General features: G+C 63.6%; 17 protein-coding genes. 9 read left to right on the forward strand and 8 right to left on the reverse strand.

Translation table 11 applies throughout. The features are described 5' to 3' along the window. Positions 1-43: 43 nt before the first annotated feature. The 5 genes from ACSQ3E_RS28090 to ACSQ3E_RS28110 form a co-directional block, all read right to left on the reverse strand. Positions 44-862 (reverse strand): ABC transporter permease, encoded by an 819-nt coding sequence (locus ACSQ3E_RS28090; RefSeq protein WP_436125186.1) that lies wholly within the window; start codon positions 860-862, stop codon positions 44-46. A gap of 1 nt (position 863) precedes the next feature. Next, positions 864-1,775, reverse strand: a complete 912-nt coding sequence (locus ACSQ3E_RS28095) for an ABC transporter permease subunit (protein WP_436125187.1) — start codon at positions 1,773-1,775, stop codon at positions 864-866. A gap of 8 nt (positions 1,776-1,783) precedes the next feature. Then, the gene (locus ACSQ3E_RS28100) at positions 1,784-2,923 is read right to left on the reverse strand and encodes an ABC transporter ATP-binding protein (RefSeq protein ID WP_310327767.1); all 1,140 of its coding nucleotides are present in this window, start codon (positions 2,921-2,923) and stop codon (positions 1,784-1,786) included. Positions 2,924-2,990: 67 nt separating this feature from the next. Continuing rightward, positions 2,991-4,091, reverse strand: a complete 1,101-nt coding sequence (locus tag ACSQ3E_RS28105; RefSeq protein ID WP_436125188.1) for a polyamine ABC transporter substrate-binding protein — start codon at positions 4,089-4,091, stop codon at positions 2,991-2,993. A 241-nt stretch (positions 4,092-4,332) separates the two neighbouring features. Next, on the reverse strand, positions 4,333-5,289 hold the full coding sequence (locus tag ACSQ3E_RS28110) for a DMT family transporter (RefSeq protein ID WP_436125189.1): 957 nt from the start codon (positions 5,287-5,289) through the stop codon (positions 4,333-4,335). Between the two features lie 264 nt (positions 5,290-5,553). Here ACSQ3E_RS28110 and ACSQ3E_RS28115 point away from each other — a divergent pair, with 264 nt between their 5' ends. Both ACSQ3E_RS28115 and ACSQ3E_RS28120 read left to right on the forward strand, forming a co-directional pair. Beyond that, positions 5,554-6,102, forward strand: a complete 549-nt coding sequence (locus tag ACSQ3E_RS28115; RefSeq protein ID WP_436125190.1) for an NADPH-dependent FMN reductase — start codon at positions 5,554-5,556, stop codon at positions 6,100-6,102. Next, a complete protein-coding gene (locus ACSQ3E_RS28120; RefSeq protein WP_436125191.1) occupies positions 6,099-7,340 on the forward strand; it encodes an MFS transporter in 1,242 nt (413 codons plus the stop codon). Before ACSQ3E_RS28115 ends, ACSQ3E_RS28120 begins: the two co-directional genes overlap by 4 nt. 18 nt (positions 7,341-7,358) lie before the next feature. On the opposite strand, the gene ACSQ3E_RS28125 is transcribed toward ACSQ3E_RS28120, so the two are convergent. Then, positions 7,359-8,795, reverse strand: a complete 1,437-nt coding sequence (locus ACSQ3E_RS28125) for a hypothetical protein (RefSeq protein ID WP_436125192.1) — start codon at positions 8,793-8,795, stop codon at positions 7,359-7,361. Positions 8,796-9,012: 217 nt separating this feature from the next. Here ACSQ3E_RS28125 and ACSQ3E_RS28130 point away from each other — a divergent pair, with 217 nt between their 5' ends. Beyond that, positions 9,013-11,070: a putative bifunctional diguanylate cyclase/phosphodiesterase gene (locus tag ACSQ3E_RS28130; RefSeq protein ID WP_436125193.1), complete on the forward strand. Its 2,058-nt coding sequence runs from the start codon at positions 9,013-9,015 to the stop codon at positions 11,068-11,070. An 8-nt stretch (positions 11,071-11,078) separates the two neighbouring features. Here ACSQ3E_RS28130 and ACSQ3E_RS28135 read toward each other — a convergent pair whose 3' ends face one another. Then, a complete protein-coding gene (locus tag ACSQ3E_RS28135) occupies positions 11,079-12,521 on the reverse strand; it encodes a helix-turn-helix domain-containing protein (protein ID WP_436125194.1) in 1,443 nt (480 codons plus the stop codon). 244 nt (positions 12,522-12,765) lie between these two features. Between ACSQ3E_RS28135 and aceA the strand changes: the two genes are divergently transcribed. The 3 genes from aceA to ACSQ3E_RS28150 all read left to right on the forward strand — a co-directional run bounded on the left by aceA (position 12,766) and on the right by ACSQ3E_RS28150 (position 15,070). Then, positions 12,766-14,055 (forward strand): isocitrate lyase, encoded by a 1,290-nt coding sequence (aceA, locus tag ACSQ3E_RS28140; RefSeq protein WP_067965225.1) that lies wholly within the window; start codon positions 12,766-12,768, stop codon positions 14,053-14,055. Between the two features lie 92 nt (positions 14,056-14,147). Then, positions 14,148-14,390 (forward strand): SMc00767 family acetate metabolism repressor, encoded by a 243-nt coding sequence (locus ACSQ3E_RS28145; RefSeq protein WP_067965227.1) that lies wholly within the window; start codon positions 14,148-14,150, stop codon positions 14,388-14,390. Positions 14,391-14,623: 233 nt separating this feature from the next. Then, on the forward strand, positions 14,624-15,070 hold the full coding sequence (locus ACSQ3E_RS28150; protein ID WP_436125195.1) for a response regulator: 447 nt from the start codon (positions 14,624-14,626) through the stop codon (positions 15,068-15,070). A gap of 3 nt (positions 15,071-15,073) precedes the next feature. Here the strand turns inward: ACSQ3E_RS28150 and ACSQ3E_RS28155 are convergent, their stop codons facing one another. Beyond that, complete coding sequence (locus tag ACSQ3E_RS28155) at positions 15,074-15,784, reverse strand: HAD family hydrolase (protein ID WP_436125196.1); 711 nt, start codon at positions 15,782-15,784, stop codon at positions 15,074-15,076. Positions 15,785-15,921: 137 nt separating this feature from the next. Between ACSQ3E_RS28155 and ACSQ3E_RS28160 the strand changes: the two genes are divergently transcribed. The 3 genes from ACSQ3E_RS28160 to ACSQ3E_RS28170 all read left to right on the forward strand — a co-directional run bounded on the left by ACSQ3E_RS28160 (position 15,922) and on the right by ACSQ3E_RS28170 (position 19,867). Next, positions 15,922-17,358, forward strand: coding sequence for a glutamine synthetase family protein (locus ACSQ3E_RS28160; RefSeq protein WP_436125197.1), 1,437 nt, complete (start codon positions 15,922-15,924; stop codon positions 17,356-17,358). Positions 17,359-17,487: 129 nt separating this feature from the next. After that, positions 17,488-18,774, forward strand: a complete 1,287-nt coding sequence (locus ACSQ3E_RS28165; RefSeq protein WP_436125198.1) for an NAD(P)/FAD-dependent oxidoreductase — start codon at positions 17,488-17,490, stop codon at positions 18,772-18,774. A gap of 4 nt (positions 18,775-18,778) precedes the next feature. Further along, entirely contained in the window at positions 18,779-19,867 is a 1,089-nt protein-coding gene (locus ACSQ3E_RS28170) for a helix-turn-helix transcriptional regulator (protein WP_436125199.1), read from the forward strand. Positions 19,868-20,048 lie beyond the last annotated feature (181 nt).

Here is a 20,048-nt window from a genome sequence, read left to right on the forward strand (position 1 = left end):
AGACTGGTCGCCGCCGTTGCTGGCGACAGACCAGGACGCCGGTTCACCCGCGCTGCGCTGCCTGTTCGTCACGCAGGCGCTGGACCTCGCGCCGCTTGTTGACCAGCGAGGCAGCGATGACACCGCAGGCAACGATGCCGATCAGGATGGTGCAGGCAGCGTTGATCTCGGGCGTCACGCCGAGGCGCACCTGGCTGTAGATCTTCATCGGCAGGGTTGTCGCGCCCGGCCCCGAGGTGAAGCTCGAAATCACCAGGTCATCGATGGACAGCGTGAAGGCCAGCATCCAGCCGGAAATGATCGCCGGCAGGATGACCGGCAAGGTGATCTGGAAGAAGGTTTTGACCGGTGGTGCGCCGAGATCCATCGCCGCTTCCTCGAGCGAGCGGTCGAAGGTGACCAGCCGCGACTGCACGACGACGGCGACGAAGCACATCGAGAAGGTGATGTGGGCAAGTGTCAGCGTGAAGAAGCCGCGATCAAGGCCTACGGCGACGAACAGCAAAAGCAACGAGAGGCCGGTGATGACCTCGGGCATGACCAGCGGCGCAAACACCATGCCCGAAAACAGCACCCTGCCGCGGAAACGGGTGTAGCGGGTCAGCGCCAGTGCGGCGAGCGTGCCGAGCACGGTCGCCATCGTCGCCGAGATCAGGCCGACGCGGATGGTCACCCACGCCGCGTCCATCAGGCCCTGGTTGTGGAACAGCGAGACGTACCACTTGGTCGAGAAGCCGCCCCAGACTGTGACGAGCTTCGACTCGTTGAAGGAGAATACGACCAGAAGCACGATGGGCAGATAGAGGAAGGCAAAGCCCAGCACGATGGCCGTGATGTTGAAGCGGCTCCAGCTCGAGTTCATCTCAGCGCCCCTGTTCCTGGGCGCGTGCCTGCGCCTGCTGGAAGAACATGATCGGCACGACCAGCAGCAGAAGCAGGATCACCGCCACCGCTGAGGAGACCGGCCAGTCGCGGTTGGCGAAGAACTCGTTCCACAGCGTCTTGCCGATCATCAGCGTTTGCGAGCCGCCGAGCAGGTCGGGGATGACGAACTCGCCGACAGCCGGGATGAACACCAGCAGGCAGCCGGCGATCACGCCGGGCAGCGACAGCGGGAAGGTGATCTTCCAGAATGCGGAGGCTGGCGGGCAGCCGAGGTCCTGCGCCGCCTCGATCAGCGAATAGTCCATCTTCTCCAGCGCCGAATAGAGCGGCAGGATCATGAATGGCAGGTAGGAATAAACGATGCCGATGAAGATCGCGGTGTGCGTGTTGAGGATCACCAGCGGCTGGTCGATGACGCCGGTGGCAAGCAGCAACTGGTTGAGTAGGCCCTCCGGCTTGAGGATGCCGATCCAGGCGTAGACGCGGATCAGGAAGCTGGTCCAGAATGGCAGGATCACCAGCATCAGCAGCGTCGGCCGGATCGTTGCCGGCGCGCGCGCCATGCCGTAGGCGATCGGGTAGCCGACGATCAGCGCCAGAAGGGTCGAAATCCCGGCGATGATCACGCTCGATACATAAGCGTTGAAGTAGAGCGCGTCCTGCGTCAGCCAGAGGTAGTTGTCGAAGCTGAACTCGCCGATCTGCGACAACAGCCCGGAAAATCCGTCGGCAAGGCCAAGCGTCGGCGTGTAGGGCGGCATGGCAATCGCCGTCGTCGACAGCGAGATCTTGAAGACGATGAAGAACGGAATGAGGAAGAAGAACAGCAGCCAGAAATAGGGGATCAGGATGACGAGGCGGTCGGTGATGGCGGAGAGCGGGTGTTTCATCTCCCCACCTATCGCGTCAGAACGACGCCGGCGTCGTTGCGGAAGGAGATCCAGGCCTTGTCGTCCCAGCTCAGCGGGTCCTCGGTGGCGCGCGTCGCGTTGAGCGAGCTTGCCTTGACCACCTGGCCGTTGCCGAGCTGGACGTGGAAGATGGTCATGTCGCCGAGATAGGCGATGTCGTAGATCTCGCCTTCCATGACATTGTCGCCAGTTTCCGGCTTCTTCGACGAGACTTTGATCTTCTCCGGCCGGATGGCGAAGGCGACCTCGCTGCCGGCGGCAGCCTCGCCGGCGTTGGCCGTGCGGATGGTAACGCCATTGGCGCTGGCGATTGTCGCGCCCGCGCCGTCACGGTCGGCGACCTTGCCTTCGAACATGTTGATGTTGCCAACGAAGTCGGCGACGAAGCGCGAGCCCGGCGCTTCATAGACCTCGGCCGGCGTCGCCACCTGCATCACCTCGCCCTTGTCGAGAATGGCGATGCGATCGGCCATGGTCATGGCCTCTTCCTGGTCGTGGGTGACGACGACGAAGGTCAGGCCCAGCGTCTGCTGCAGGTCCATCAGCTCGAACTGGGTTTCCTCGCGCAGCTTCTTGTCGAGCGCGCCGAGCGGTTCGTCCAGCAAAAGCACCTTGGGTCGCTTGGCCACCGCGCGGGCAAGTGCAACGCGCTGGCGCTGGCCGCCCGAAAGCTGGTGCGGCTTGCGCTTGGCGAACTGGCTGAGCTTGACCAGCTTGAGCATCTCGGCGACGCGGGTGTCGATTTCAGCCTTGGGCATGCCATCCTGCTTGAGGCCGAAGGCGATGTTCTGCTCGACCGTCATGTGCGGGAACAGCGCGTAGGACTGGAACATCATGTTGACAGGCCGCCGGTAGGGCGGGATGCCGCGCAGGTCCTGGCCGTCGAGCAGGATCTGGCCGGAGGTCGGCTCCTCGAAGCCGGCGAGCATGCGCAGCAGCGTCGACTTTCCGCAGCCCGAAGCGCCGAGCAGCGCGAAGAACTCGCGCTCGTAGATCGACAGCGACAGGTTGTTGACGGCGGTGAAGTCACCGAAGCGCTTGGTGACGTTCTTGAACTGAATGTAGGGCTTGGCGTCTGGCTTGTTCCAGGGAGCAAACTCCCTGCGGATATTGCCGAGCGATTTCATTTGCCTCTCCCACCTGCCCCTGATTGCGAAGCCCGGCGCCGATGGCGCCGGGCTCGTATGCCCGAAATTATTGTCCAGTGACGATCTTGGTCCAGCTGCGGGTCACCGCGCGCTGGGTCTTGGGATCGTAGGGCGGCACGGTGAAGAGCTTGGCGAGCGTCGCTTCATCAGGATAGATCGCCGGATCGCTGGTGATCTCCTTGTCGATGAACTGCTGCGATGCCTTGTTGCCATTGGCATAGAAGATGTAGTTCGAAGCCTTGGCCGCGACTTCCGGCCTCAGCATGTAATTGATGAACTCATGCGCCTCGGCAACGTGCTGGGCATCGGCCGGGATCGCCATCTGGTCGAACCACATCTCGGCACCTTCCTTGGGGATGACGTAGTCGACGACGACGCCCTGATCCGCTTCGGAAGCACGGTCGCGTGCCTGGAACACGTCGCCAGACCAGCCGACGGCCAGGCAGATGTCGCCATTGGCAAGCGCGTTGATGTATTCCGAGGAATGGAACTTGCGGATCGACGGACGCACCGCAAGCAGGGCCTCTTCCGCCTTGGACAGGTCGCCCAGTTCGGTCGACTGCGGCTTGAGCCCGAGATAGTTCATCGTGGTCGGGAAGATGTCGGTTGGCGAATCCAGCACGTAGACGCCGCAGTCGGCGAGCTTGGCCAGCTGCTCCGGCTTGAAGACGACGTCCCAGCTGTCAATCTTGTCGATGCCGAGCGCTTCCTTGATCTTCTTCTGGTTATAGCCGATGCCGACCGTGCCCCACATGTAATTGACCGAGTATTCGTTACCCGGATCGTAGGCGGCGGTGCGCGAGCTAACCACATCCCAGACGTTCGTCAGATTGGGCAGCTTGGACTTGTCCAGCTTCTGATAAACGCCGGCCTGGATCTGGCGCGCCAGGAAGGGGCTGGCCGTCGGCACGACGACGTCATAGCCGCTGCCGCCGGCGAGCAGCTTGGTTTCGAGGATCTCGTTCGAATCGTAGACGTCATAGACGACCTTGATGCCGGTTTCCTTGGTGAAGTCTTCGATGATCGTGGAATCGATGTAATCGGACCAGTTGTAAACGTTGACGACCCGCTCCTGGGCGCTGGCGGGGATCGTAAACACGGCGATAACGGCTGACGCGGCGGTCAGCCAAAGCGCTCTACGGTTCATGGCAGTCTCCTTTTGCGGACGCACCCGTCCCGGCGCATCCTGGTCCTGTACAAAAATCGAGTGATGAAGGTAGCGCGCTCCCGCCGGCTCGCGGCACGGCGCAAACGTTACGGCGATTTACATCTGCGGACACCGAAGCCCCGGCAGTGGAACCTGGCAAGATACGCCTGTGTTGTTGTTACCCTCAACGCTCAGCCTGCCCGCCCGACGGTAGTATTGTCAATGGTAAACGACCAATTGATCAATCGGGCATCGGCATGCCGGTGACGCCCGGTCTTTGCGGTTGCGCCTGTCGCCTGAACTCGAGCCCGAGATGCACGAGCAAGGCGACGAAAATGACCGCACCACCGATGATGGTACGGAGCGACGGCACTTCGGAATGGACGAGCCAGACCCAGATCGGCCCCAGCATCGGCTCGAAGGTGCCGATCAGGGCGGCGACGGCGGCAGGGATCAATCTTGCCCCGGTGGCAAAGAAGGCGAGGCCCAGCCCGAGATTGACGACGCCGAATGCAAAGAGAAATCCCATTTCGCGTGGCGAAACGGCAAAGGCCGAAGCCTGTGAGGCGGCAAAGGCCGCCGCGATCATGGTGCCGAGGCAGGTGGCCGGCGTCATGCGCACATGCGAGAAGCGGCGGGTGATGACGGTGGCGATCGAAAACACCACCGCAATCAGCAAGGCAAGGCCGTCGCCGATCGGCGAAACCTTGCCGGTGAGCGACTCCGAAACCATGATCGCCACGCCGACGATCACCGCCAGGATCGCCGCCCATGTCGCCAGCGCCACCCGCTCGCGAAACAGCACCCAGGCAAACAGCGCCGCAAGCAATGGCACGCCGGCCTGCATCAGCAGCACGTTGGCGACGGTGGTGTAGGCAAGGGCAATGACGAACGACGTCGAGGCGGTGGCGAAGCAGATCGCCACCAGCAGCCCGGGAAGCCCCATGCCACGGAACAATTGCAACGTTCCGCGCAGGCCGTCACGCCAGCCCATGAAGGCCAGAAGGAAAGCGGCAGCCCAGAACGAGCGCCAGAACACCACGGTCCAGATGTCTTCGATCTCGATAAAGCGCCCGATGGCGCCACCGAGGCTCCACATCAGCGCCGACAAGAACACCAGGACGATGCCCAAACGCTCGTCCCGCCGCGAAACCTGCGGACTGACGACGTTGGAAAGCGGGATTGCCGGGTCTGTCATAGCCTCAGTATCGATGACCTTTTGGCGGCTGGATATGCTCAAAACGACTTGAAGCGGTCCAATTCGCTACCGCATCAGGTCAGGTCGGGCGAGGTCCAGCCCATGGCGATGGTTTGTGGCAAACCGCCCTACAGAGCACGACCACCGATCGGAGGTCGCCATCGACAATTTTACAGCGCGCGATTTTCTGCTTGACCTCAATATTAGTTGAGGTTTTACAGAAGCGGCTCCGACACGAAAAACGAAATGGAGCCACCCCTCAAAATGCCCCAGAAGATCAAGCTCGCCATCATCTATGGCAGCGCCCGCGAGGGCCGTTTCTGCGATACCGTCGTCAACTGGGTCGCTGCCGAAGTTGCGGGCCACCAGCAGTTCGCTATCGACTATGTCGACCCGCGCGACCTTGGCAGAAATCGCGCCGATGTCGCCCGCCGCCTCGGCGATGCCGATGCCTTCCTGGTGGTGACGCCCGAGTACAACCACGGCTACACCGCCGATCTCAAGGCGCTGATCGACGCCCACAGCATCCAGTGGCAGGCAAAGCCGCTGGCCTTCGTCTCCTACGGCGGCATATCAGGCGGGCTGCGGGCGATCGAACAGTTGCGCCTGGTCTTTGCCGAGCTGCATGTCGTGGCGATCCGAGACACGGTGAGTTTCGCCAGCGCCTGGAGCAAGTTCGACCGCGACGGCACGCTGATGGACCCGCGTGACTCGCGCAAGGCGATGTCTGCGCTGCTCGCTCGCTTGCAATGGTGGGCGATCAACCTGCGCGAGGCACGCGCCAACACGCCCTATCTGGAGGTGGCCGCATGAACGCGCTGCAACAGGTTCGGGTTACGGAAGCGGCGGCCGTGCCCGACGGGCATGCCGGCCGCAACATCACGCTGCTTTTGATCAGCACGTTGACGATCATGTCGGGCGCGACCATTTCGCCTTCACTGCCGGCGATCGAAAGCCATTTCGCCGGCAGCCCCAACGTCGAGATTCTGACGCGGCTGGTGCTGACGCTGCCGGCGCTGTCCATCGTCATCTGCGCCCCGTTCGCCGGCGGGTTGGCCGACCGCGTCGGCCGCCGGCCGCTGTTGATCGTTGCAGCTCTGCTCTATGGGCTGGGCGGCATGTCGGGGCTGCTGGCGGAGAGCCTGCCCGCCCTTCTCGTCGGACGCGCGCTGCTTGGCGTTGCCGTTGCCGGCGTGATGACGACGGCGACAGCGCTTGTCGGCGACTATTTCAGCGGCCCGGCGCGTGACCGCTTTATGGGTTATCAATCGGCATTCGTCGGCTTCGGAGGACTGATCTTCCTGACCGGCGGCGGCATGTTGGCCGAATTGCACTGGCGTGCGCCCTTCGCCGTCTACGGCCTGTCGCTGGTGCTGATACCGGCTATAGTCGCATTCATCGACGAGCCGATGCGCAACCGCATGCCGTCGGCGACCGTTGCCATACAAGCCTCAGCCGGCACGGCATGGCTCGCCGTCTTCGCCGTCTACATCGCGGCCGTGCTCAACAGCGTCGCCTTCTACCTGCTGCCCGTCCAACTGCCGTTCCACCTGAACGCCATGGGCATCGGTTCGCCGACACTGGCCGGCCTCGCTATCGGGCTCAGCAGCCTGATCGGCGCGATTGCCGCGCTGGGCTATGCGCGGTTGCGCGCCAGGTTTGGGGTTATCGGCGTGTTCAGCCTCGCCTTTGGCCTGATGGCGACAGGCTACATCCTGGTGGGACTGGCGAACGCGCTGGTCATGGTCCTGCTGGCCGCCGCCGTGGTTGGCCTGGGTCTCGGCATGATGATGCCCAACATCGCAGCAGCGGCGATGGCGGCCGCGGCGCCCGAGATGCGCGGACGCGTTGCCGGCGGCATGACCGCCAGCATCTTCGCCGGACACTTCATCTCGCCCTTCGCCAGCCAGCCGATGATCGCGGCATTCGGTTTTGCCAACACTTATCTCTACGCCGGACTCGCTGTCGGCAGCGTCGCCGCGCTTGGTGGAGTGGTGGCTGTCCTCCGCGCAAGCGCCGGCAGGACAAACAAGGCGGACCTCCGGGGCTAGAGGAGACCCGCCCTGTCTCTACTTGGCCTGCTTGGCCTGCTTCAGTGCTTCCGACAGGACGGCATCTTCGCCCGAAACGTAGCTGGCGAAGGTCTGTCTGACGGGAACGGTGGGCAACAGGGAACCCGGGGCAGTGCCGTAGACATAGTTCGGCAGGAAGCAGGTGGTCAGCTGCGACAGCCGGCAGCCGTTTTCCCAATCGTGATAGGCGGTGGTGTAGCGGAACGCGATCTTGGAGTTGGGCATGACCGTCGTGCCGCCCTCGCCCCACATCTGGCCGGCGTCACCCATTTCCTCGCCGACCAGCACGGCACGCTCACCAGCGTAATATTTCAGCCGCGACGCGATGCTGATCGCCGCCGAGAAGGTGTTGCCGCTGGTCAGGATGAAGATGCGGCCATTGGGCACGGCCTCCGGCAGCAGACGCGAAAAATCGGTGCCGAGCATGTAGTTGCCGCCCGGGCTGAACCTGAGATCGACGACGGCATGGCTGACCTTGCGTGTGCCGGCCTCGGCAAGCAGTTTCGCCAGATAGTCGGTCATCGGCGCCCCGTCCGCATCGCGGAACCTGTTGACCTGCACGTAGAGGATGTTGTCGCCTTCGAGGTAGCTGTGCCACGCGTTCTGGTCGGGACGCGACAGGTAAGGCGGCGTGACGCCATCCAGCACATGGACCCAGCCGGCGCCACCCTTTTCAGGGGCAACCGGACTGAGGTCGCGCTTCGGCCACACGGTTCTCGTCGACGGCTCGCCCTTGTCCGGCACGACGGCAAGCGTGCGCTCGATTTCGGTGCCGTCGGCCTTGCGGAAGCGAAAGGCGCTCTCGTCCACCTTGGCGGCCAGCTTGGCTGCGTGGAGCAGCTCGGGCGAGATCATGAAATTCGGCGAAAGCTCGCGCGCGTATTTTTCGGTGCCGCCGACATATGGCCGCAACGCCGCGACCAGTTCGTCCGGGGTCTTGCCGTTCGCCGCAAGCACTTGCGCGCCGAGAAGATCGCGATGCTCAGCTGTGGCGCGGACAACGAAAAGGCCGTCGGCAAACCAGCCGAGACGCAGCGGGACGGCATTGAAGCCCTGCCCGCCGGCAAGGCCGAGAACGTTGGTGTGGCCGTTCCGGGCAATAGCAACCGCCTTGGCCGCTCCCATCGCCAGTGCAGGCCGGTCAAGCTCCGAGGCTTGAGCAGTTAGTTCGTCGACTGCCTGGACAAAGGCGGCACTGGTTTCAGCCGTAAAGCTGCGTTCGACCAGCTGCATGTTGCGAAGATGAGCCAAATCCTGCGCGTTCTGGTCGGCCGCCGAACTGCCGGTGGAAGAAGCCGCGGCCGGGTAAGATTTGAACACCGGATACAAGATGAAGCCGAGTGGCAGCACAACGATAATCAGCAGCGCCAGAACAGCAAGCGCCACACGCTTCAGCCACCGCCTCGACTTGGGGCGGACATCGGAACTACTCATGTGATCCTCTCCAAATACTGGGTCATCGCCCAGTTTCGGTGAGCACATGGGTGCGGCGCACGCGACCTTCAATTACCTGCCAAGTCAACCACGCGCCGTGGCCCAATGGGGAGAAACGGATCGGCAAGGTTTGTCCCGGATAAAGCCGGGCAAACTCTGGAACTGCGCATCGCGCCCTCCGAAAACGGAGTTTCGGCCGACGCGCAAGGAACCGTTCATGCTGACCGTACTCAACTGCCTCGTCACCGCACACGACTACCGTTTTGTCGCCGCCGCCCTGGCCATCTGCGCGCTGGGCTGCGTGGTGTCGATGCGCCTGTTCGCCCGTGCCCGCAATGTCCGGCGCGCCAAGCACGCGGCCTTTGTGGTCATGGCTGGCCTCGCCGGCGGCATGACCATCTGGACGACGCATTTCCTGGCGATGCTTGGCTTCATCCCCAATGTCGAGCACGGCTTCGAGCCCAATTTCACAGTGCTGTCCCTGGCCTTTGCCATCGCCACCTCGATGGCCGGCTTCCTCATCGCCGCCAGCCGCGAACGCGACTGGATGATCGAGGCCGGCGGCGCCGTCATCGGCGCCGGCATCGCACTGATGCATTTCACCGGCATGCGCGGTTTCGTCGTCGCCGGCACCATCAGCTACGATCCGTCCTTCGTCGCTTTTTCAATCATGGCCGGCGCGGCACTCGGCATGTTGGCAACCAACCGCGTGGCGCGCGGCACCAGTCGCGACAGCCAGTATGCCGGCATGGCCGCGCTGATCCTGGGTATCGGCATCATGCACTTCACCGCCATGGGCGCGGTGCAGATCACGCCCGACCCGCGCGTGGTGGTTCCCAGCCAGCTGATGTCCGACAGCGTGCTGGCGATCCTGGTTGTCTTGGTGACCGTGCTCGTGGTGATGCTTGGCGCGGTTACTCACCTTGCCGAAGAGCAGGGCCAGCAGGACGCCGTCGCGCATTTCAGGCACCTTGCGATGCACGATCCGCTGACCGGCCTGCCCAACCGCGCCGCCGTTCGCGATGAACTGCCGATGCGGCTGAAGCAGGCGGCAGGCACCTCGCTGGCGCTCATTGCGATCGACCTCAACCGCTTCAAGGAAATCAACGACGTCTACGGCCATGCCGCCGGCGACGCGGTGCTGATCCAGACCACCGCGCGCATGCGCGCGTCACTGATCGACGGCGAGTTCTTTGCCCGCATCGGCGGCGACGAGTTCATTGCGGTGAAGCCGTTCACCCGCGAAAACGAGGTCGAGGAGTTTGCGGCCCGCATCAGCGACGCCTTCTCGCGTCCCAACGAACTGGGCAAGGGCCGCTTCTCGACCAGCGCCAGCATCGGCATTTCGGTCTATCCCAAGGACGGCGACAGCGTCGACGAGCTGACGACGCGCGCCGACCTCGCAATGTACCGGTCCAAGAAGCTGCAGGACGGCACATGGTGCTGGTACGACGCCGATGCCGACGAGGACGGCCGCCGCCGCGGCCAGATCGCCATCGGCCTGCGCAGCGCCATCGCCGAGGGCGCACTCCGCCTGGTCTACCAGCCGCAGATCTCGATGAAGAAGCGCCAGTTGCTCGGCTTCGAGGCGCTGCTGCGCTGGACCAGCCCACAGCTCGGCGAGGTATCGCCGGCCGACTTCATTCCGGTTGCCGAGCAGACCGGCATCATCGTCGAGATCGGCGACTGGGTGTTGATGCAGGCGTGCCACGAAGCGACGCAGTGGCCGGCGCCCACAGGCGTTGCGGTCAACGTTTCGCCGGTGCAGCTGATGCGCCCCAACTTCGCCGAGCGGCTGACCGAAATCCTTACCGAGACGGGCCTGGAGCCGACGCGGCTCGAGATCGAGATCACCGAAACCATGCTGATCGACAATCCGGGCCAGGCGTTGCTCGTGCTGCGTAAGATCAAGGCGCTGGGCGTGCGCGTTGCCATGGACGATTTCGGTACCGGCTACTCGTCGCTGTCGACGCTGTTTTCCTTCCCCTTCGACAAGATCAAGGTCGATCGCAGCTTCCTCAACGCGCTTGGCCGCCAGGCGCAGGCGACCAGCGTCATCGAAACGGTCATCGAACTCGGCCACAAGCTGTCGATCCCGGTCCTGGCCGAGGGCGTCGAGACGGATTTCCAGGCCGCGTTCCTGAAGGACCGGCGCTGCGACGAGGCGCAAGGTTTTCTCTACGGCCGGCCGGTGGATTCCACCACGGCGCATGCGCTGGCACAGTCGGGCACCTGGCAGGACGACAGCGCAGCACTTGGCAAGCTGAGCGCCTGATCTGGCGCTTACTGGAAATCGAAGGCCGAGAGCCCCGTTACCATCTCGTCGAGGCCGAGCGGCCTGGTGATAGGCGGTTCGGCGCGCGACAGGCAGCCGGAACGCTCGCACAAGCGGCAGGCCGGGCCAACCGGCGTCGCCGTCACGGTGCCTGGCTTGGCGCCGATAGAAAGTGCCGGAAGGGCGGCGCCATAGACGATCTCGTCACGGAAGGCGATGTCGCAGCCGAGCAGGATCGCCGTACGCCTCGGCCTCTCGCTGAAAGCGCCCTGCGGCCCTTCGAGCGTGCGTGCGACGCACAGGAACTCGGCGCCATCGGGCATTTCCACCGCCTCGACGAAGATCTGGCCCGGTTGGGTGAAGGCAGCATGCACCGGCAGCTTCGGGCAACCACCACCGAAACGGCTCTGCGGAAAACCTTGCGCGCCGGCCTTGCGGAAGCGGTTGCCGGCGTTGTCGACCTCAAGCATGAAGAACGGCACCGCCGCACTGCCTGAACGCTGCAGCATGGTCAGCCGGTTGGCCGCCTGCTCGAACGACACGCCGAAGCGCGAGCGCAACACGTCGACATCGTAGCGGGCGCGCTGGGCAGCCGAGTGGAACGCCTGGTAAGGCATCATCAGCGCATGCGCGGCATAGCGGCCGAGCTCGAAGCGGGCGAGGCGCTTGGCTTCGTCGGAGGAGAGTTTCAGCGCCTGGATTTCAGCGGCGACCGCCACCTGCATGCGGATCAGGCTCGCCTCCATGGCCACCTCGCGCAGCTGGTCGAAGGGCGACAGGCGTTCGGACAGAAACAGGCGCTGCGAATGCCGGTCGTAGCGGCGGCGCCAGTTGGGCATGGTGGCGACCGGCAACACCTTGACGACGATGCCATGCTCGCGCCTGAGCCAGCCCTTCAGCGCGCCGAACAGGTCGTCGCCAGGATCGAGCAGAGAGGTGAAGGCCTCGGCCTCCTCCTCCAGCGAGGTGAAATGGTTGGGCCGGCGCTCGAACACCTCGTGGACTTCGTCGATCGGCAACCGAGCGCCCGACAGCGCCGTGGTGTGCCCCTCGCGCGCCAGCAACTCAGTCAGGTCAGACAGGCGTTCGGCCTGCTCGCGATAGGCGCGGAACAGCTTGATCACCGCCGCCGCAGCATTGGGTGCGGCCTCGGCGATCTCGACCAGCTCCTGGTCGCCGGGCAACTCGCCTGACAGAAGCGGGTCGGCAAAGACCTCGCGCAGGGCCGCGATCGAGCCCCTCGCCTCGCCCTGCAACTCGTCGGGATCGACCTTGTAGACCGAGGCCAGCTTGAGGATGAGCTGCACCGTCAGCGGCCGCTGGTTGCGCTCGATGAGGTTGAGATAGGACGGCGAGATGCCCAACCCCTCGGCCATCGCCGTCTGGGTAAGGCCCTTCTGGTTGCGGATGCGCCGGATGCGCGGTCCGGCGAAGATTTTCTGCTCAGCCATGGCTTTTACACCGAATTTACAACGAAAGGAGGGGAATTACCCTACCCACTCTTTTACATTCTTTACAAATTTACAGCGCCATCCTGTCAAACGCAACACAGGTTTTCCCTATTATCCGCCACATTTCGTTGAATTTTCTGGCTGCTTCGGCGCTGCAATGTCAAACAAGTCACATAGAAATCGCCGCACAAACCCTAGACGCGGTGGCCGCCCCCAAGACCAAAGTGACCAGACGGAGTCGACAATGACTGATTTTTACAACCTCGTCCCTTCAGCCCCGGAAGGCCGTTTCGACGGCATCGAGCGCCCCTACTCGCCGGAGGACGTGAAGCGGCTGCGCGGCTCCGTCCAGATCAAGCAGACCCTGGCCGAGATGGGCGCCAACCGCCTGTGGAAGCTCATCCACGAGGAGAACTTCGTCAACGCGCTCGGTGCCATGTCCGGTAACCAGGCGATGCAGCAGGTCCGCGCTGGCCTCAAGGCAATCTACCTCTCGGGCTGGCAGGTTGCCGCCGACGCCAACACCGCTTCGGCGATGTATCCCGACCAGTCGCTCTACCCAGCCAACGCTGCGCCTGAGCTGGTCAAGCGCATTAACCGCACGCTGCAGCGCGCCGACCAGATCGAGACCTCGGAAGGCAAGGGCCTGTCCGTCGACACCTGGTTCGCCCCGATCGTGGCTGACGCGGAAGCCGGCTTCGGCGGCCCGCTCAACGCCTTCGAGATCATGAAGGCCTTCATCGAGGCAGGTGCTGCCGGCGTCCACTTCGAAGACCAGCTGGCTTCGGAAAAGAAGTGTGGCCATCTCGGCGGCAAGGTGCTGATCCCGACCGCAGCACACATCCGCAACCTGAACGCGGCTCGTCTCGCTGCCGACGTGATGGGCACCTCTACGCTGATCGTCGCCCGTACCGACGCCGAAGCCGCCAAGCTGCTGACGTCCGACATCGACGAGCGCGACCAGCCCTTCGTCGACTATGACGCCGGCCGGACCGTGGAAGGCTTCTACCAGGTGCGCAACGGCATCGAGCCCTGCATCGCCCGCGCCATCGCCTACGCTCCGTTCTGCGACCTGATCTGGATGGAAACCGGCAAGCCGGACCTCGAGCAGGCCAGGAAGTTCGCGGAAGCCGTGCACAAGGCGCATCCGGGCAAGAAGCTGGCCTACAACTGCTCGCCGTCGTTCAACTGGAAGAAGAACCTCGACGACGCGACGATTGCCAAGTTCCAGCGCGAGCTGGGTGCGATGGGCTACAAGTTCCAGTTCATCACGCTGGCTGGCTTCCACCAGCTCAACTTCGGCATGTTCGAACTGGCCCGCGGCTACAAGGATCGCCAGATGGCGGCCTACTCGGAGCTGCAGGAAGCGGAATTCGCGGCCGAAGTGAACGGCTACACCGCGACCAAGCACCAGCGCGAAGTCGGCACCGGCTACTTCGACGCCGTGTCGATGGCGATCACCGGCGGCAAGTCGTCGACGACCGCGATGCACGAATCGACCGAACACGAACAGTTCCGCCCGGCCGCCGAATAGGCCTGGCTCCAGCTACCCCGGAGGCACAAGGCCTCCGGGCACCGCCCGAGGCAACGCCCGAAAGGGCAAGGCAACCACCGAGGAGAACCACAATGGCACCGCGTACCCGTGTCAAGGAACGTGCCGAAGAACAGGCGACCACCATGAGCGCCGACCAGCAGGCCGTGATCCGCATCGTCGCCAACGACCTGCACCGCCTGAACCAGTCGGTCATGAAGGCAGTCGAGGCCGGCGTGTCGGTGGAACTGGTCCGCTCGGCCCGTCACCATGGCGGCGACGGAAACTGGGGTGACCTGCTGATACCCGTCATCGTCACCCAGCAGCCGCACGGCTGACAAGCATTCCCTCTGCCCCCACGGATCCCGTCCGCAGCCCCTGCTGCGGGCGGGATTTGTCTTTTGAGCTATTGCTCGATGGACTACGGCCCATCTGTCGAATTTCTATTGCCTACGACTAAAGTCGAATGCCGTTTCCAGCGTATTACTTGACACTTCCCGCAGTTGACGCGAACGTAAGGCACCGAACGCAACCCGTAGTGAACAGACGCCCTCAGCTGTCGGCTAAGCCAATGAAATGGAATGACCCAGATTCGGGCGGCAGCCCGGATGAGAGTGCGCGCACCCTTGATGGCGGCGCAGCAGACCTTACCAAAGTGCTTGTCGTTGGCCGTTCTCCGATCAACCGCGTCGTCGTTGCCAAGATCGTCGAACGCTCCGGGCTGAAAACGATCTCGGAAGCGCCTGATACGGCTGCGGCGATGCTGCGCACCATGGCGCCAGGCACGATCATCCTCGACGGCGGCAGTGACAACAAGGATTGCGACGGACTGATGCAGTCGATCCTGTCGCTGAGGCTTGCGTCAGGCAGCAACCTGCCGTCGGTGATCCTTTTGTCCAATCGCGCCGGCACGCCCGAAAGCCTGTCACTGTCGAGCGCCGTCGACATCGTTGTCGCCAAGCCGATCACGCCGGAGCGGCTGCAACCGGTCGTCGAGAAGCTGCTGGGCCGCTGCTGAACGTCAGCCGAGACTTTTCAGCAGCTCCGACAGCTCGCCGAGATGCTGGAGCTTGCGGAAACGCTCGGCCGCCGTCGGTTCGTCGACATGCTCGTAGGCCCAGGTCAGATCGTGGGGAATGTAGACGCCCCAGCTTCCGGCTTCGATCGCCGGCACCACGTCTGACTTGAGCGAGTTGCCGATCATCATGCTGCGCGCCGGCCCATCGCCATGGCGGGCGAAGATGCGCTCATAGGTCGGGCGCGACTTGTCGCTGACGATCTCGACGGCATTGAAGAAATCGCCGAGGCCCGATTGCGCCAGCTTGCGCTCCTGGTCGAACAGGTCGCCCTTGGTGATCAGCACCAGGCGATAGCGGCCGGCCAACGCCTCGAGCGTGTCGTGGACATGCGGCAGCGTCTCGATCGGATGGCTCAGCATCTCGCGGCCGGCAGCCAGGATCTTCTCGATCACCGACGCCGGAACCCGGCCTTCCGTCACCTCGATCGCGGTCTCGATCATCGACAGGGTGAAGCCTTTGATGCCGAAGCCATAGGTGCCGAGGTTGCGCTTTTCCGCCTCGAGCAGGCGCGACATCAGCTGCTGTTCCTCGCCATGATCGGCAAGCAATTCGGCGAAATGCTTTTCGGTCAGGCGGAAGAACTGTTCGTTCTGCCAAAGCGTGTCGTCGGCATCGAATCCGATGGCGGTGAGGGAGGGCAAAGCAGATGTCATGGCGGCTCTCTAGGCCGAAAATCGGACTGAAACCAGCTGATTTGCGCTCGAACCCAAGCAGAATCGCCTGTTTGCCCCCCTTTTCTTATTTCATGGCGCCCGGCTATACTCGGCAATCTGCAACGACAACCTGGTGAATGATGCCGCCTGCAAAGAAGGAAGTCCGTCCGACCACTCGGGGGGCTCGCGCCCGCACGCCCGCATTTGTGAAAAACAAGCGTGGTGTGAAGAATTGGAAGGAAGCCTCCGAATGGCTCGAATGGCGCGGTATCGAGGACATAGAGTGCATCACGCCTGACCAGGCCGGCGTTGCCCGCGGCAAGATGATGCCGTCGAGCAAGTTCACCTCCAACACCGCGCTGGCACTGCCGTCCGCACCATTCATGATGACGATCTCCGGCGGCTACCCCGAAGACGGCAATGGCTTCGAATATCCCGAGGACGACGGCGACCTGAAGCTGGTGCCTGATCTGTCGACGCTGTCGGTGGTGCCCTGGGAGGACGATCCGACCGCTCAGGTGATCTGCGACCTCGTCCACCAGGACGGGCGCAACGTCGAGTTCACGCCGCGCAACGTGCTGAAGCGCGTGGTGGCGGCCTATGACAAGCTCGGCCTCAGGCCCGTTGTCGCGCCGGAGATCGAATTCTACCTCGTCCGCAAGAACCCCGATCCGGATTATCCACTGACCCCGCCCGTCGGACGTTCGGGCCGCCCCATCGGCGGTGGTGCTGGCTATTCGATCGCCGGCGTCAACGAGTTCGACGAACTCATCGACGACATCTACCATTTCTCCGAGGCGCAAGGCCTGGAGATCGATACGCTGATCCACGAAGAGGGTGCCGGCCAGCTCGAGATCAACCTGCGCCACGGCGACCCGATCGAGCTCGCTGACCAGGTGTTCCTGTTCAAGCGCACCATCCGCGAGGCAGCGCTTAAGCACGACATCTATGCCACCTTCATGGCCAAACCGATCCAGGGCCAGCCGGGCTCGGCGATGCACATCCACCAGTCGATCGTCGACAAGAAGACCGGCAGCAACATTTTTGCGGCCGAAAACGGCTCGGAGACCGACGCCTTCTTCCACTTCATTGGCGGCATGCAAAAGCATGTGCCGAACGCGCTGGTGATGTTTGCGCCTTATGTGAACTCGTATCGCCGGCTGACGCAGGCGGCCTCGGCGCCCGTCAACAACAAGTGGGGCTACGACAACCGCACCACCGCCTTCCGCGTGCCGCGTTCCGATCCGGGCGGCCGCCGCGTCGAAAACCGCATCCCCTCGTCGGATGCCAACCCCTACCTGGCGCTGGCGGCATCGCTTGCCTGCGGCCTGATCGGCCTCAAGAACAAGCTGCCGGCGGAAGCGCCTGTTCTGACCACTGCCAACGAGGACGAGATCGACCTGCCGCGCGGCCTGCTCGAAGCGGTCGACCTGTTTGAGGGCGACGAAGAGCTGACGTCGCTGCTGGGGCAGTCGTTTGCGACCACCTATGCGGCGATCAAGCGCGCCGAGTTCGAGACCTTCATGGAAGTGATCAGCCCGTGGGAACGGGAGTATCTGCTGCTGAACGTTTGAATGGACGAATAGGGAATAGTGAGTAGCGAATAGAGAAGGGCCTCGTGCTTTTCACTACTCACTACTCACCATTCGCTACTCGCCATTCGCCTGCATCCGCTCGAAAATTACCGGAGCCCTCTCCGCATCATGCCCCATCAATCCCCGATCTCGCCTGGCCTTTCCTGGTATGAGGACACCGCCGGTCCGCGACCTGAGTACCCAACGCTCGACGGCGACAGGCAGGCCGATGTCGTCATCATCGGCGGCGGCTTCACCGGACTGTCGGCAGCGACGCATCTGGCCAAGGCCGGCACCAATGTCGTTTTGATCGAGGCGCATCGCTTCGGCGACGGCGCTTCGGGGCGCAATGGCGGCCAGCTCGGCACCGGCCAGCGCGCCTGGGCCGAGGAGCTCGAAGGCGAGCTTGGCTTCACCCGCGCCAAGGCGTTGTTCGACCTGGCCGAGGAAGCCAAGGCGCACCTGCTCGACTTCACCGCCGCCAACAGCATCGACATCGACTATATGCCGGGCCAGATGTCGGTGGCGCACAAGCCGCGCTATGTCGACGACTACAAGGCCCATGCCGAGATCATGGCCAGCCGCTTCAACTATCCGCATGTCAGCTTCATGGACGCGAGCGAAACCGCCGAGCGGCTTGGCTCGACGCACTATTATGGCGGCACGCGCGACACCGGCACCGGCCATATCCATCCGCTCAAGCTGGTGATCGGCACCGCGCGCGTGGCGGCTGCTGCCAGCGCCCATATCTTCGAGAACACGCAATCGACCGGCATCACGTCCCACGGCGGCAAGGTGCGGGTGACGACGCCGCGCGGCACCATCACCGCCCAGAAATGCCTGATCGCCGTCAATGCCTATGGCGGCAAGCTGGAGCCGGTGAGTGCCTCGCATATCATGCCGATCGGTTCGTTCATCGGCGCCACGGTGCCGCTGGGCGCGGATTCAAAGGTCATCCCCGGCGGCGAGTCGGTCGACGATTCCCGCTTCGTCGTGCGCTACTTCCGCAAGTCGCGAGACGGGCGGCTTTTGTTCGGCGGGCGCGAGATCTACGGCGTCAACGACCCCAAGGACATCCACATCCACATCCGCAAGCAGATCACCGAGATCTACCCTGCGCTGAAGGATGTCGAGATCACCCATGGCTGGGGCGGCTATGTCGGCATCACCGTGCCGCGCAAGCCGTTCGTGCGCGAGGTGATGCCGAACGTCATCTCGATGGGCGGCTATTCCGGCCACGGCGTCATGCTGTCGAACTTCTTCGGCAAGCTTTACGCCGAGACGGTGGCCGGCAACCGCGACCGCCTCAAGCTGATCGAGGAGCTGAAGATACCGCCCTTCCCCGGCGGCCGGCGTTTCCGTACGCCGCTTCTGTTCCTCGCCCTCAACTGGTTTGCGCTGAGGGACAGGATATAGCGCCATGGCGGACGAACTGGTCGATCGCATCTACGAAGCGGCCTTCGTCCCCGAACAATGGATCGCGACCCTGCAAGGCATGGCCGCAGGCTCCGGATCAGCATCCAGTGGAATGCTGGTGTTCGATGGCGAGCGGCCGGTCGGCGTGCTTGCAACCGACCTGACCCGCGAAGTGTTCGAGGAATTCGCCACGACCGACATGTGGCGGCAAAGCGAACGCCTGCGCCATTTCCACGCCAATCCGATCTCCGGCTTCGTCCATGCCGACGACTATTTTCCGCAGTGGATGCAGCTGACCGACGAACCGACTCAGCTCATGCGGGCGCGAGGAGTAGGCTGGCAGGCAGGCACCATCATTCCGCTGCCGACCGGCGAACTCGTTGTCTTCACCTTCGAACGGCATATCGAGGACGGGCGCCACAGCAAGGAGACGATGTCGCGGTGGCAGGCCCTGCGCCCACATCTCGCGCGATCCGGATTGATCGCAGCCAGGCTACGGCTGGAGCGCGCTCACGGTACGGCGGCGACACTCCAGGCGATGGGTCTGCCGGCGGCGGTGTTGAGCCATGGCGGCCGGGCATTGGCCGTGAACACCCTGCTTGAAGCCATGCCGGATCTCTTCGTGCCGCTGGCGCATGGCGGGCTGGCGCTGGCGGATGCCGCCGCCCAGCCCCTTTTCGCGGACGCGCTCAAACTGTCCATGACCGACGCGCCGGCCGTGATGTCGCTGCCTGTCGCAGCCAGCGAGCGGCATCCCGCCTGCATCGTCCATGTGCTGCCGCTGCGCCGAGCCGCGCTGGACATCTTTTCCCAGGCTGAGGTGCTGACTACTGCGACAATGCCAAGCGCAAGTACAATGGTGCCGGCGCCGCAGATCCTGCACGGCCTGTTCGACCTGACACCGGCCGAATCGCGGCTTGCGGCGGCACTTGCCGCCGGTCATTCGCTGCGCGAAGCAGCCATCAGCCACGGCAACCAGTTCAGCACGGCGCGCTCGCAGCTCGAAGCGATCTTCCGCAAGACCGGCACGCACAAGCAGAGCCAGCTCATCGCCCTGCTGCAGAGCGCAGCCTCGCTGAAGCGCGACCACTAACCCCGCTGATCCACCCAGAAAAAATGCGCCGGCATCCGGCATCTGCCGGATGGACTTTGCATCGCCACGACCGGAATCCTCTGGGCATGACGGACGCCGCTCAAGGAAACCGGCGTCCGCGGGGAGAGGATGCGGCATGCGGACCGACAAGGGATTGGCGGGGGGAGCCATCGTTGCCACG

Source organism: Aminobacter sp. LjRoot7, assembly GCF_964252895.1.
GTDB lineage: Bacteria > Pseudomonadota > Alphaproteobacteria > Rhizobiales > Rhizobiaceae > Aminobacter > Aminobacter aminovorans_B.

Bases quoted from the DNA above. Each gene is read 5' to 3' on its own strand.
- ACSQ3E_RS28090 (WP_436125186.1), bottom strand. From the start codon at position 862: ATGAACTCGAGCTGGAGCCGCTTCAACATCACGGCCATCGTGCTGGGC.
- ACSQ3E_RS28095 (WP_436125187.1), bottom strand. From the start codon at position 1,775: ATGAAACACCCGCTCTCCGCCATCACCGACCGCCTCGTCATCCTGATC.
- ACSQ3E_RS28100 (WP_310327767.1), bottom strand. From the start codon at position 2,923: ATGAAATCGCTCGGCAATATCCGCAGGGAGTTTGCTCCCTGGAACAAG.
- ACSQ3E_RS28105 (WP_436125188.1), bottom strand. From the start codon at position 4,091: ATGAACCGTAGAGCGCTTTGGCTGACCGCCGCGTCAGCCGTTATCGCC.
- ACSQ3E_RS28110 (WP_436125189.1), bottom strand. From the start codon at position 5,289: ATGACAGACCCGGCAATCCCGCTTTCCAACGTCGTCAGTCCGCAGGTT.
- ACSQ3E_RS28115 (WP_436125190.1), top strand. From the start codon at position 5,554: ATGCCCCAGAAGATCAAGCTCGCCATCATCTATGGCAGCGCCCGCGAG.
- ACSQ3E_RS28120 (WP_436125191.1), top strand. From the start codon at position 6,099: ATGAACGCGCTGCAACAGGTTCGGGTTACGGAAGCGGCGGCCGTGCCC.
- ACSQ3E_RS28125 (WP_436125192.1), bottom strand. From the start codon at position 8,795: ATGAGTAGTTCCGATGTCCGCCCCAAGTCGAGGCGGTGGCTGAAGCGT.
- ACSQ3E_RS28130 (WP_436125193.1), top strand. From the start codon at position 9,013: ATGCTGACCGTACTCAACTGCCTCGTCACCGCACACGACTACCGTTTT.
- ACSQ3E_RS28135 (WP_436125194.1), bottom strand. From the start codon at position 12,521: ATGGCTGAGCAGAAAATCTTCGCCGGACCGCGCATCCGGCGCATCCGC.
- aceA (WP_067965225.1), top strand. From the start codon at position 12,766: ATGACTGATTTTTACAACCTCGTCCCTTCAGCCCCGGAAGGCCGTTTC.
- ACSQ3E_RS28145 (WP_067965227.1), top strand. From the start codon at position 14,148: ATGGCACCGCGTACCCGTGTCAAGGAACGTGCCGAAGAACAGGCGACC.
- ACSQ3E_RS28150 (WP_436125195.1), top strand. From the start codon at position 14,624: ATGAAATGGAATGACCCAGATTCGGGCGGCAGCCCGGATGAGAGTGCG.
- ACSQ3E_RS28155 (WP_436125196.1), bottom strand. From the start codon at position 15,784: ATGACATCTGCTTTGCCCTCCCTCACCGCCATCGGATTCGATGCCGAC.
- ACSQ3E_RS28160 (WP_436125197.1), top strand. From the start codon at position 15,922: ATGATGCCGCCTGCAAAGAAGGAAGTCCGTCCGACCACTCGGGGGGCT.
- ACSQ3E_RS28165 (WP_436125198.1), top strand. From the start codon at position 17,488: ATGCCCCATCAATCCCCGATCTCGCCTGGCCTTTCCTGGTATGAGGAC.
- ACSQ3E_RS28170 (WP_436125199.1), top strand. From the start codon at position 18,779: ATGGCGGACGAACTGGTCGATCGCATCTACGAAGCGGCCTTCGTCCCC.